Annotated in this window: 14 protein-coding genes; 3 read left to right on the top strand and 11 right to left on the bottom strand. The window is 59.5% G+C overall.

Annotation, left to right across the window (positions count from 1 at the left end):
* Nucleotides 1-130: 130 nt before the first annotated feature.
* The 5 genes from glnQ to dps form a co-directional block, all read right to left on the bottom strand.
* Nucleotides 131-853, bottom strand: coding sequence for a glutamine ABC transporter ATP-binding protein GlnQ (gene glnQ / locus ACYF6X_RS13160; RefSeq protein WP_004939230.1), 723 nt, complete (start codon nucleotides 851-853; stop codon nucleotides 131-133).
* The gene (gene glnP / locus ACYF6X_RS13155; protein WP_019454487.1) at nucleotides 850-1,509 is read right to left on the bottom strand and encodes a glutamine ABC transporter permease GlnP; all 660 of its coding nucleotides are present in this window, start codon (nucleotides 1,507-1,509) and stop codon (nucleotides 850-852) included. Before glnP ends, glnQ begins: the two co-directional genes overlap by 4 nt.
* 101 nt (nucleotides 1,510-1,610) lie before the next feature.
* The gene (gene glnH / locus ACYF6X_RS13150; RefSeq protein ID WP_004939223.1) at nucleotides 1,611-2,354 is read right to left on the bottom strand and encodes a glutamine ABC transporter substrate-binding protein GlnH; all 744 of its coding nucleotides are present in this window, start codon (nucleotides 2,352-2,354) and stop codon (nucleotides 1,611-1,613) included.
* Nucleotides 2,355-2,693: 339 nt separating this feature from the next.
* Nucleotides 2,694-2,960: a DksA/TraR family C4-type zinc finger protein gene (locus ACYF6X_RS13145; protein ID WP_063988815.1), complete on the bottom strand. Its 267-nt coding sequence runs from the start codon at nucleotides 2,958-2,960 to the stop codon at nucleotides 2,694-2,696.
* Nucleotides 2,961-3,100: 140 nt separating this feature from the next.
* On the bottom strand, nucleotides 3,101-3,604 hold the full coding sequence (gene dps / locus ACYF6X_RS13140) for a DNA starvation/stationary phase protection protein Dps (RefSeq protein ID WP_004939215.1): 504 nt from the start codon (nucleotides 3,602-3,604) through the stop codon (nucleotides 3,101-3,103).
* Between the two features lie 356 nt (nucleotides 3,605-3,960).
* Between dps and ACYF6X_RS13135 the strand changes: the two genes are divergently transcribed.
* Nucleotides 3,961-4,512 carry an AAA family ATPase gene (locus tag ACYF6X_RS13135; protein WP_130018434.1) on the top strand — a complete coding sequence of 184 codons (552 nt, stop codon included), beginning with the start codon at nucleotides 3,961-3,963 and terminating at the stop codon, nucleotides 4,510-4,512.
* Here the strand turns inward: ACYF6X_RS13135 and nanQ are convergent.
* Entirely contained in the window at nucleotides 4,494-4,961 is a 468-nt protein-coding gene (gene nanQ / locus ACYF6X_RS13130) for an N-acetylneuraminate anomerase (RefSeq protein ID WP_063988817.1), read from the bottom strand. The genes ACYF6X_RS13135 and nanQ overlap by 19 nt on opposite strands.
* 132 nt (nucleotides 4,962-5,093) lie before the next feature.
* Entirely contained in the window at nucleotides 5,094-5,981 is an 888-nt protein-coding gene (gene rhtA / locus ACYF6X_RS13125; RefSeq protein ID WP_004939202.1) for a threonine/homoserine exporter RhtA, read from the bottom strand.
* Nucleotides 5,982-6,381: 400 nt separating this feature from the next.
* Between rhtA and ompX the strand changes: the two genes are divergently transcribed.
* Entirely contained in the window at nucleotides 6,382-6,900 is a 519-nt protein-coding gene (gene ompX, locus ACYF6X_RS13120) for an outer membrane protein OmpX (protein ID WP_033637662.1), read from the top strand.
* A gap of 90 nt (nucleotides 6,901-6,990) precedes the next feature.
* On the opposite strand, the gene ACYF6X_RS13115 is transcribed toward ompX, so the two are convergent.
* Nucleotides 6,991-7,971 (bottom strand): nitrilase family protein, encoded by a 981-nt coding sequence (locus tag ACYF6X_RS13115; RefSeq protein WP_130018435.1) that lies wholly within the window; start codon nucleotides 7,969-7,971, stop codon nucleotides 6,991-6,993.
* A gap of 91 nt (nucleotides 7,972-8,062) precedes the next feature.
* On the opposite strand from ACYF6X_RS13115, the gene ACYF6X_RS13110 reads away from it, so the two are divergent.
* Complete coding sequence (locus ACYF6X_RS13110; protein WP_130018436.1) at nucleotides 8,063-8,935, top strand: LysR family transcriptional regulator; 873 nt, start codon at nucleotides 8,063-8,065, stop codon at nucleotides 8,933-8,935.
* 3 nt (nucleotides 8,936-8,938) lie between these two features.
* Here ACYF6X_RS13110 and ACYF6X_RS13105 read toward each other — a convergent pair whose 3' ends face one another.
* The 3 genes from ACYF6X_RS13105 to otnI form a co-directional block, all read right to left on the bottom strand.
* Nucleotides 8,939-9,469, bottom strand: coding sequence for a GNAT family N-acetyltransferase (locus ACYF6X_RS13105; protein ID WP_063988820.1), 531 nt, complete (start codon nucleotides 9,467-9,469; stop codon nucleotides 8,939-8,941).
* A 63-nt stretch (nucleotides 9,470-9,532) separates the two neighbouring features.
* A complete protein-coding gene (locus ACYF6X_RS13100; RefSeq protein ID WP_063988821.1) occupies nucleotides 9,533-10,903 on the bottom strand; it encodes a GntP family transporter in 1,371 nt (456 codons plus the stop codon).
* 105 nt (nucleotides 10,904-11,008) lie between these two features.
* A complete protein-coding gene (gene otnI / locus ACYF6X_RS13095; protein ID WP_130018437.1) occupies nucleotides 11,009-11,785 on the bottom strand; it encodes a 2-oxo-tetronate isomerase in 777 nt (258 codons plus the stop codon).

Genomic DNA, 11,785 nt, shown 5'->3' with positions numbered 1-11,785 from the left:
TGATCGGCGGATGTCAGAGCAATACGATGAAAACAATGAATATAGTAGGAAAGGAAACGCGATGGGGCGTGGGAACGCGTGCGGAATGAAAGCGGCGGGCGCGTGGCGCGCCCGCCGTTAAACCGCAGGATCAGGACACGTGCTGCAGGAACTCCTGCAGACGCGGGCTTGGCGGATGGTTGATCAGGTCGTGCGGGTTGCCGTCTTCGGCAATCCGGCCTTTATCGATAAAGATCAGGCGCGACGCCACTTTTTCGGCAAAGCCGACTTCATGGGTGACGATGACCATCGTCATCCCTTCCTCGGCCAGATCCTGCATCACCTTCAGCACTTCGTGGCGCAATTCCGGATCGAGCGCGGAGGTCGGCTCGTCGAACAGCATCATTTTCGGCTTCACCGCCAGCGCGCGCGCAATCGCCACGCGCTGCTGCTGCCCGCCCGACAGTTCGGACGGGTAGTGGTGGGCACGCTCCGCCAGACCGACCTTGGCCAGCAGTTCGCGCGCCAGCTTTTCCGCATCGGACTTCTTCGCGCCGCGTACGCGGATCGGGCCGAAGGCGACGTTTTCCAGCGCCGTCAGGTGCGGGAACAGGTAGAACTGCTGGAACACCATGCCGGCTTCCTGGCGGATCAACCGATCGTCCACTTTCGGATCGTTGGCTTTCAGGCCGTCGACGATCAGATCGCCGCTAGTGACCTCTTCCAGCTTGTTGATGCAGCGCAGCAGGGTGGATTTGCCTGAGCCGGACGGCCCGATGATCACCACCACTTCGCCTTTGTCGATCTTCAAATCGATGTTGTGCAGCACCTGGGTTTGGCCAAAATGCTTGGAGACGTTTTTAAATTCAATCACAGGATTTTCATCCTTCTTTCCAGACGACGCAGCACGAAGCTCAGCACCAGGGTAATAATCAGATAGATAACCGCCACGGCGCTCCAGATTTCCAGCGCGCGGAAGTTACCGGCAATAATTTCCTGACCCTGACGGGTCAGCTCCGCCACGCCGATCACGATGAACAGCGAGGTGTCTTTGATGCTGATGATCCACTGGTTGCCCAACGGCGGCAGCATGCGGCGCAGCGCCAGCGGCATAATGACGTAGCGGATGGTTTCGCGGCGTGACAGGCCGAGCGCCAGGCCAGCTTCGCGGAAACCGTTATGAATCGACAGCACCGCGCCGCGGGTGATTTCCGCGATGTAGGCGCCGGAGTTGATCATGATGGTCACCACCGCCGCGGTGAACGGATCGATGCGCAAGTCGCTAAATGCCATCGGCAGGGCGAAGTAGATGAACATCACCTGCACCACGATCGGCGTGCCGCGGATCACCTCGATAAACACCAACGCGATGTGGTTGGCGATCCAACCGCCGTAGGTGCGGGCAAAGCCGGCGACGAGGCCGATGATCAGGCCACCAATCAGACCGAGGACCGAAATCCACAGGGTCATTTTGGCGCCCTCTAACAAGATAGGAATGGCGGGCCAGATGGCGCTCCAGTCGAACTGCATGATATTTCTCCCGGTGATCCCAAACGTGGGTATCAGATACAACGAAGCGCAGGGGGTAAGCGCCCCCTGTGCTTAAGTTAATAACTTGCCAAATTCACAGCTTACTTAGGTTCGGTGCCGAACCACTTCTTGTAGATCTCGTTATAGGTGCCGTTCTCGCGCAGGGTTTTCAGCGCGCCGTTCACCTTCTCGCGCAGCTCGTCGCTGCCTTTAGGGAAGGCGATGCCATACTGCTGCGCTTCCAGCGAATCGCCTACGGTTTTGAACTTGCCGGCGCCGGCCGTCTTAATGAAGTATAGGATGTTTGGCGTGTCGTGCAGCACCGCATCGGCGCGCTTGGTGCCCAGCTCCATGTAGGCGTTGTCGATGTTAGGGAACTGGCGCAGATCCTTGGTTTTGATGTGCTGCTTGGCGTAATCCACCGAGCCGGTGCCGCTCTTCACCGCCACCACTTTGCCGTTCAGATCGTCGATGCTTTTCACGCTGTTGTTGTCGGCGTTGACCATCACCAGCAGGCCGCTCTTGTAGTAGCCGTCAGAGAAATCGATGGCTTTCTTGCGCTCATCGGTGATGGTGATGCCGGCCAGCGCCAGATCGACGTTTTTGGTCTGCAGCGCCGGAATGATGCCGCCGAAGTCCATCGGTTTCAGGGTGTAGTCCAGCTTCAGCTCTTTGGCGACGGCGGCCCACAAATCGATGTCGAAGCCGACGTATTTGTCGCCTTGTTTGAACTCAAAAGGAACGAAAGCGGTGTCGGTGGCAACCACCAGTTTGTCTGCTGCGTGGGAACTTACGGCAAAGGCCAGAGAGAGTGCGGCCAGGGAGACTTTAAAAATCGACTTCATGAGAGGAATTCCTGTACAGGTTGCGGATTACCCATTTTTTATATTGCAGTTGGTGCCATGAAAAAATCGTGCCATGTTTTCAACTACCATAAAAACAAAGAGTTATTGCGTGATGTTGTGCCGGAAAGGCGAATTGTTATGGTTGTGCACCACAATGAGGCACCGAAATGGTGCGTAAGAATTATCTTGGTGCACGGGGCTATCATTAACCAAATTTTGGCTGTGAAACAACCGTTCTTTAACGTTTTTGCTTCAATATTGATAACTAACTCTAACTTTCATGATGCACTGACGGTGCACGCGGGGCCGCGAAGGGAGAAAAAGGGGGAGCAGATAATGCTAGCGCAACTGGCTGTCTTTGCTGCCGCGCCGGTTGTACAGGCTGGCGGCCGCGTGTTTTTTGTCTTGTTCGGCCTGGCAGGCGAGGCAAAAACGCACGCCCGTTAATGCCTGGCGGCGCGCCTCGGGGATCGGTTCCCCGCATTCCTGGCAATAGCGTTCGCTCTCGCCGTGCCCGAGCGCTTCACGAGCGCGCTGCACCGCATCGTCGACGGTGGAATCAATCTGATCCTGTACGGCGCCGTCCGCCGCCCAGCCACTGGCCATCGTTACCTCCTGACAAAGGAACCTCACCGTTTAATATGGGGCGTTTTTTGTACAATGCAACGGTCGCGCAAAAGAAAACAGGCCGGGCAAAGCCCAGCCTGTTCTGCCCGGAACGACGGGCGCGCTGCAACGCTTTCGCGTTATTCGATGTTGGATTCGATGAACCACAGGAACTTGTCCAGATCGCGCGAGGCGGCGGTGAACATATCGGCGGTGTCTTCGTCTTCTACTTCGGTAATGGCTTTGCGGATGTCATTCGCGACCGCGCCGTAGCGATCGGCCAGCGCCTTCAGATGCTCTTGCACGCTGTGGATATTGGTCGGATAGCTTTTCAGCGGTGTCCGATCGTTGACCACCTGTACGGTGCCCAGCGCCACGCCGCCCAGTTGCACCACGCGTTCGGCGAAGGTGTCCTGATGCTCGATGATGGCGGTGCGGAAGCCGTCCAGCATTTCATGGACCGCGATGAAATTCGCGCCGCGCATGTTCCAGTGCGCCTGTTTGGTGATCAACGAAAGATCGATGAATTGCACGACCTGATGGTTCAGCGCCTTGATGGCGGCCAGTTTAACTTTTTCGTCCAGATCGTTACGGGTATACAGCAGATCAGAAGATTTCGTTTTCACCAGTTTAGCGGTACTCATATCAGATATCCTCTTGATTAGTCGTTGTCCTATTTCGTCACGGGAACAATTATAGCAGGGGTATTTATTTTTGCCGCACGAAAATGGCTATTGCACAAATAGGAATGGCCTAATGGCACTATTTTTATTTGATTTTTGTTTTTGTGTAATTTGATGAATTTTATTGCGATTTTTGTTTTTGGTTATTATTTAGATCAGTGACGATTTATCCCTGTTATCTTATTTTCTACAGGCATACTGCTCCGGATAAATATCCACTTTGTTATCGTGGTGTTAATTCCAAGCCTATTCAGATTGATAGCCGTAATAGATACGGCTAAAGTAAGGGAATTATCCCCAGTCTTTATTGGCGAGTGATGAAAATTAACGTCGTCGGCACCAGCGGCAGCGGTAAAAGCACCCTGGCGCGTCAACTGGCGGAACGCCTTGACGTTCCCTATATCGAGATGGACAGACTCTATTGGCGGCCTGAGTGGCAGGGGACGCCCGATGACGCGTTCCTGGCGCGGCTTGAGCAGGCGCTGGCCGAAGCGGGAGGAGGCTGGGTGCTGGACGGCAACTACAGCCGCACGCAACCGCTCAAGTGGCGCGAGGTCGATTATATCCTGTGGCTGGACTACGGTTTCTGCCACACGCTGTGGCAGGCCGTGCGCCGTGCGTGCCGTCGCGCGGCCAGCAAAAGCGAGCTGTGGCCGGGCACCGGCAATCGGGAAAGTTTCCGCCGTTCTTTCTTTAGCCGCGAGTCGATCGTGCTGTGGACGATCCGCACTTACTCGAAGAACCGGCGAAAATACCTGGCGGAGATGGCCCGTACCGATGTAGGGCGCCGTTTCAAGCGCTTGCGCTCTCCCCGCCAGGCCGCCGATTTTCTACGGACGCTGCCGCAGGTTCACAGCAGCAGACGGTGATGGATCCTCACCACCGCTTTCTTGATTTGCTGCGGGCGCTGCCACAGGCAGCCGGTCTTGTGCGGTTCCATCTGGAAAAAGATCGCGAACATGCCGTGCGTCATGTGCAGCGTTTGCGGGTGGCGTTTGATATCCAGCAGCAGAAGGTCGCTATTTTCTGCGTGCGGATGTTCGCGATGCCAGTCGCCCGCCAGGCCGTATTCGATGCGTTCTTCGCCGCTGATCAGCAGATGCAGCGCGATGTACTCCTGATGCATTTCGGCGCGCTTTTCCGCCGTAGGCACGGTGGTCAGCGTCATCACGTCCATAAAGATGTTGTCGCCGTCGATCGGGTGATGGCCCAGCGCCAGTTCGGGCAGGTCGCATCGGCGCAACTCGGTCAGGGTTGAAACCAGCGCCGGCGCGAGTCCGCGGCCGAAGCGTGGGTTGAACAGGCTGTTGTGAATCACTGTTATTCTCCATGTGAGCGAAAGTCCAAAGAGCCTGCGATACAGGCTAAGGGGAAGTATGCCGATTTGTCACGAGGAAAACAGTTAACCCGCCTGCATTCCGGCGTTGCGGTCGGCAGGCGAGTCAGGCGATCAGGAAAGGCTTTCGAGGCGCGGCTTGGGGCGAATGGTCAGGGCGGAGCCCATGGAGGCGGCGATAATCGCCGCCAGCGCCAACCATTGCACGCCGCTCAGGTGTTCGCCGAGGAACAGCATGCCGGACAGCGCCGCCATCGCCGGTTCCAGGCTCATTAAGGTGCCGAAGGTGCGCGCCGGAATTTTGGGCAGCGCGATGATCTCCAGCGAATAAGGCAGCGCGGTGGAGAGGATCGCCACCGCCAGCGCCACCGGCAGAATATCGAGGTTGAACAGCACGCTGCCGGTTTGCCAGGCGCCGATCGGGCAGAACACCAGCGCGGCGATCAAGGAACCGAGCGCCACCGTGCCGGGGCCGTGATCGCCGCCGGCCTTTTGGCCGAAAATGATATAGACCGCCCAGCAGGCGCCGGCGCCGAGTGCACAGGCGGCACCGAACGGATCGATCCCGCCCACGCCGTGGCCGAGCGGCAACAGGAACCACAGCCCGGCGATCGCCAATGCCACCCAGAGGAAGTCTATCGGCCGCCGCGAAGAGAACATGGCCACCGCCAACGGGCCGGTAAACTCCAGCGCTACGGCGATGCCGAGCGGCACGGTGCGCAGCGACAGGTAGAACAGGTAGTTCATCGCGCCGAGCGACAGGCCGTAAATCAGCAGCGGCAAGCGGCTGCCGGCGACGATGCGCATACGCCACGGGCGGAAGATAATGAACAGAATCAGGGTGCCGATGAAAAGACGCAGCGTCGTAATGCCTTCTGCGCCCACGATCGGGAACAGGCTTTTGGCCAACGAGGCACCGCTTTGGATAGACACCATGGCGATGATTAACAGACAGATGGGCAGCAGCGCGGAGGGCGCTCTGCCGGAAGTAGATAACGACATCCTTAACGGGCCTTTTTTGCGCCGTTCCTCAGCCTTGAGAAAACGGTCGAAACGGGGATGCGAGCAGTGTAAATGAAATGGCGAAAATCTGTCTGAGAAAAGCGCGCATCGCGGTGAAATCCGCCGATCCTCGGATGAGATGTGGCGAATTTGGTCAAAAAGTGCGCTTTTTCTTAAGAATTATCTGGATATTAAATTGGTGATTTTTGTCACAGAAAGCCGTAGAATACGGCCGAAAATAGAGCGAAAAGAAGCAGATACACTGTTCTTGAAATCTTCTGTTACACGATATAAAGCATTAGACACTCATTTCAAGGCAGAGTTTCACGCTAATTTTTGTTATATTTTCAAAGCATGAACAAATGGATGTACTTAATAATAAAACGCGTTTGAGGTGGTTATGAAAAAAATTGCATGTCTTTCCGCAGTAGCAGCTTGCGTATTAGCAGTTAGCGCAGGTACCGCATTCGCTGGTCAGAGCACCGTATCCGCTGGCTATGCGCAGGGTGATCTCCAAGGCGTTGCTAACAAGGCCGACGGTTTCAACCTGAAATACCGTTACGAGTTCGACAACAACCCACTGGGTGTGATCGGCTCTTTCACCCACCTGGAAAAAAATCGTTCTGAAAACGGTTTCTACAAGAAATCTCAGTACGATTCCATCACCGCAGGTCCAGCTTACCGCTTCAACGACTGGGCGAGCATCTACGGTGTGATCGGTGTTGGCTACGGCAAAAACATCGACAACGCCCAGGCTGGCGGTAACAAAGGTGGCAACAGCGACTACGGCTTCACCTACGGTGCCGGTCTGCAGTTCAACCCAATCGAAAACGTTGCCCTGGACGTTGGCTACGAGCAGAGCCGCATCCGCAGCGTGGACGTTGGCAGCTGGAACGTTGGCGTAGGCTACCGCTTCTAAGATTTCTTCATGCCTGCGGGCGTGAATGCGCGGCACAGGTTGCTGCGCGGATAAAAAATCCGCCTTCGGGCGGATTTTTTTTATCTGTCATTAGCCGCCGCGCCCCGTCGGCTGCGTCGAAAAGCGCGCGCTGCGGGCATCGCGCTCATAGCCTTGCGGTTCGGTCAGTGAACCGTACAGCTCGGGGCGGCGTCCATAAATCCAGCGGCGGCCGGTGCTGAGCGGGATCAGCGCCAGGTCGAGATCGGCGCTGACCATCCGATCTTCCGCCGCCCAGGTCTCCGCCACGATGCGGCCGTAGGGATCGAGGATCATCGCATTGCCGGTGCGTACCTCATCGTCATCGCGGCCCACGCCGTTGCTGAACAGCAAAAACAGCCCGTTGTCGTGAGCGCGCGAGGGCAGCCAGCGCATCAGCCAGCCGCGGCCGTGCTCACCGCGAAAGGCGGCTTCTATTGCCTGCGGCTCTTCCGCCCGCCGCTGCCACAGCGCCTGTGAGATCGGCTTCATGCCGTGCGGGCTGCGCGAATGAGTGCCGCCGGTCTGGTGCGGGGCCATCAGCACTTCCGCGCCCATCAGCGCCGTCGCACGCACATTCTCCACCAGATTGTTGTCCCAGCAGATCAATACGCCTACGCGCACGCCCCAGGGGGTGTCGAACACCGTATAGCGATCGCCGCTGGCGATAGCCGGGTGTTCGAAGGCGTGCAGTTTACGGTGCACATGCAGCGCGCCGTCCGGCAGGCATACGGCGTAGGCGTTGTAGCAACGGCCGTCGTCGCCCAGCTCGATCAGCCCGACGCCGATCGCCATGTTGTAACGCTCCGCCAGTGGGCGAATACGCGCCAGCGAAGGGCTGGCGGCGATCGGTTCCGCCAGCGCCCGCACTTCGGCGTCGGAAAGATGGCGCACGTGCCAGTAGCCGGTGATGCACATTTCTGGGAAGGCCAGCAGCTGTACCTGCTGCTCGGCCGCCTGAGCGATAAAGCGCTCAATGGTCGACAGGTTGTAATTCTTATCGTTGGCGCGATGCTGGAATTGCACCGTGGCGGCGCGCAATGAGATGGTCATGGTATCTCTCCGGTTAGGGTCTGCGTTGATTACAGCAGGTAGATTGATTACTGTATAATCAATTAAATTCCCTATTCGATAACCTAATGGAATGGATATAAAACAACTGCGCGCCCTGGTGGCGCTGGCCGAACAGGGCAACTATCGGCAGGCGGCGAGCCGGCTGTACATCAGCCAACCGGCGCTGAGCAAGCAGATTCAGGCGCTGGAAACCCAGCTCGGCGTTCGGCTGTTCGAGCGTGGCCGACAGGGGGCGGTGCTCACCGCCGGCGGCCAGCGGCTCTACCCGGAGGCGCAGGCGCTGGTGGAACAGTACCAGCAGTTTCAGCGGCGCGCCCGGCGGGTGGCACTCGGGGAGGCGGGGCGGCTGGCGTTGGGGTTTGGCCTTTCCTGCTTTCATCTGGCGCCGCAGTTGGTAGCCGCCTTTCGCCGGCGTTTTCCCGAGGTGGCGATCGGCCTGGAGGATATCCCGTCGGAACGGCAGTATCAGCTGCTGTTACAGGGGGAGTTGCAGGCGGGCTTCGTGCGTTTGCCGGTCAATACGCCGCTGTGCGGCGTGGCAATGCTGAGTGACCGGTTGGTGCTGGCTGCGCCGGGTGCGCTGGCGCTGTGCGCCGACGATCTGATGGCGCGTTTCAATCAGCTGCCGCTGCTGCAGTTGACCCCTAAACGTGGGCGTGGGCTGAGCGATCAGTCGCTGCGGTTTATCGCCGCTCACCGGTTGACGCCGACCGTGGTGCAGCAGGCCGGCGATATCCAGACGCTGCTGGCGCTGGTCGCCGCCGGCGTCGGCGTCGCGCTGTTGCCGCACAGCATCACGCATATCGCGCCGGCCGGCATCGACATTCTGCCGCTGAGCGGCGAGGAAACGGAGTGGCAGGTCGGCATCGCCTGGGACCCGCAACGCACCGACGCGCTGCGGGACAACTTCATTCAGACGGCGTTGGCGATGCAACGCGGTTAGGTTTTAGAGTGGGCAATGCAGCACGACGATCGGGCTCTGGTGATACTCGCTGCGGTGGCTTTCGCTAAAGCCGACTTTATTCGCCAGCGCCAGCGAGGCCTGGTTTTCCGGCGAGATGATGCAGACGGTTTTCTCGCCCGGCAGGTGCGTCTTACCCCAGGCCAGCGCCGCCCGCAAAGCCTCGGTGGCGTAGCCTTTGCCGTGCGCCGAGCTCACCAGCGTCCAGCCCATTTCCGGCGCGTCGAGCGCCGGGGTGATGTCGCGCAGGAAGTTGGAGAAGCCGATGCTGCCGAGATACTCGCCGCTCTGTTTGTCACGCACCGCCCAATACCCGTACCCCAACAGCGCCCAGTGGCCGACGTAGCGCATCAGGCGCCCCCAGGAGTCTTCCCGGTCGCGCGGCGTGCCGCCGATATAGCGTACCACCAGCGGATCGGCCCACAGAGCGGCCAGCGAGTCGAAGTCGTCCAGCGTGTGCGCGTCCAGCCGCAGGCGTTCGGTGACAAGCGTTGGCGCGGTGTTGATTACGGTCATGTTGCTGCTCCTGCACAGGGTGAAAGGCGATGAAAAACAATGGCATTCAGTATGCCAGAGAAATCACACTGCCAGCCACAACAGCCAGGTGAGCAGAAAGCCGCTCAGGCCGAGCAAGGTGGTCAGCACCGTCCAGGTCTTCAGGCCATCGGCCACCGACAGCCCCAGATAGCGCGTGACGATCCAAAAACCGGAGTCGTTGACGTGGGAAAGCCCCAGTCCGCCGAAACAGGTCGCCAGCGTCACCAGCACCAGCTGTAGCTGATTCAAGCCGCTGACCGCTTCCGACAACAGGCCACCGGTGGTCAGGATCGCCACGGTGGCGGACCCTTGCGAAGCGCGAAGCGCCAGCGAAATGATAAAGGCGGCGGGCACCAGCGGCAGGCCGATGGCTGTCAGTACTTCTGCCAGCGCTTTGCCGACGCCAGATTCCACCAGCACCTTGCCGAACACGCCGCCCGCGCCGGTCACCAGGATCACCACTGCGGCGGTCGGCAGCGCGGCGCCCATCACGTCGCTGGCGTGCTGCAGGCTCCAGCCGCGGCGCAGCGCCAGGAAATAGAAGGCCAGCAGCAGGGCGATCATCAGCGCCACCGCCGGTGAGCCCAGCAGCGACAGCGTATCGCGCAGCGCCGAGCCGGCCGGCAACAGCGTAGCGGAGACGGTGCCGAGCATGATGATGGCGATCGGGATGACGATCAGCGCCGCCACCAGGCCGGCGCCGGGCGGGTTGATGCGATCGCTGAGCGGCGCTTGCCCTTCCGGACGCGGTTCCGGCGCCGCCAGCTGCAGTTGTTCCAGCACCTCTATCGATAACGGATAGGTTTTGCGGTTGAGGTAGTTGGCGGCGAAATAGCCGATCGCGCCGACCGGAATACAGATCGCGAGGCCGATGATGGTCAGCCAACCGATGTCGGCGTTGAGCAAACCGGCGGCGGCGACCGGGCCGGGGTGCGGCGGCAGCGCGACGTGTACCGTCAACATCACGCCGGCCATCGGCAGGCCGAACTTCAGCGGCGACACTTTGGCGACCTTGGCGAAGCCATAGATAATCGGCGCCAGAATGATAAAACCGACGTCGAAGAATACCGGAATGCCGAGAATGAATGCGGCGAGGGTCAGTGCGGCGACGGTATGTTTCGGCCCCAGCCCCTGGCTGAAGCGTTGCGCCAGCGACTCGGCGCCGCCCGAGTGTTCGATCATGCGGCCAAGCATCGCCCCCAGGCCGATGATGATGGTCACCGAGCCAAGCACGCCGCCCATCCCGGCGGTCATCACTTTCATCACTTCGCCGGTCGGAATGCCGCTGGCCAACGCCACCAGCAGACTGACCACCAACAGCGCGACGAAGGGCTGCACCTTCGCCTTGATGACCATCAATAACAGCAGCACCACGCCGAGTACGGCAATCAGCAACAGCAGAGAGGTAGACATGAAAAAAGCCTTTCGTTGGGTAAGCGTTGGGCACCGCGATCGCCGCGTGGCGATACGGGTGCGTTTCATTGTTATAAAATCGATTTCCTGGTGTCGGCGACGGCGTTAGCGGTAAGGCTTCAGCCAGCCGAGCCCGGCGGCGGTATCACCGCGCGGCCGGTATTCGCAACCTATCCAACCCTGATAGCCGAGCGCATCCAGCCTGTCGAACAGCCACGGATAATTCAGTTCGCCCTCGTCCGGCTCATGGCGATCCGGCACGGAGGCTATCTGGATATGCGCGTAGCGCCCGGCCAGCGTCTCCAGCAGCCCGCTGATATTGCCATCCACTAACTGTGCGTGGAAAAAGTCGAACTGAATGAACACGTTCGGTCTCCCGATCGCCGCCACGGCTTCCGCCACCTGGTGTTGACTGGCAAACAGGTAGTCGGGCTTGACCGGCGGGCTGAGCGCTTCGAGCAGCACCTTGACGCCGTGCGGGGCGAAGGCGTCGGCGGCATAGCGCGCATTGGCGATAAAGGTGTCGAGATAACGCTGCCGATCCGCGCCTGCGGGCACCACGCCGGCCATCAGGTGCACGCAGGGGCAGGAAAGGGCGATGGCGTAGGCCAGCGCGCGGTCGATATCGGCGCGCGCGTCCTGTTCGCGACCCGGCAGCGCCGCCAGCCCCCATTCGCCGGCGGCGGCATCGCCGGGCGCGGTGTTGAACAGCACCTGTTGCAGGCCGTGTTCGCGCAGCTTTTCGGCCAACAGCTCGGCGGGATAGTCGTAAGGGAACAGGAACTCCACCGCGCTGAAGCCCTGTGCGGCAGCGGCGGCGAAGCGCTCGAGGAACGGCACTTCGTTAAACATCATCGATAAATTGGCGGCAAATTTAGGCAT

Source organism: Serratia sp. ID 25-353 (assembly GCF_054792795.1).
The sequence above is the reverse complement of the archived record's forward strand: the minus strand, read 5'-3'. Positions and strand labels throughout refer to the sequence as shown.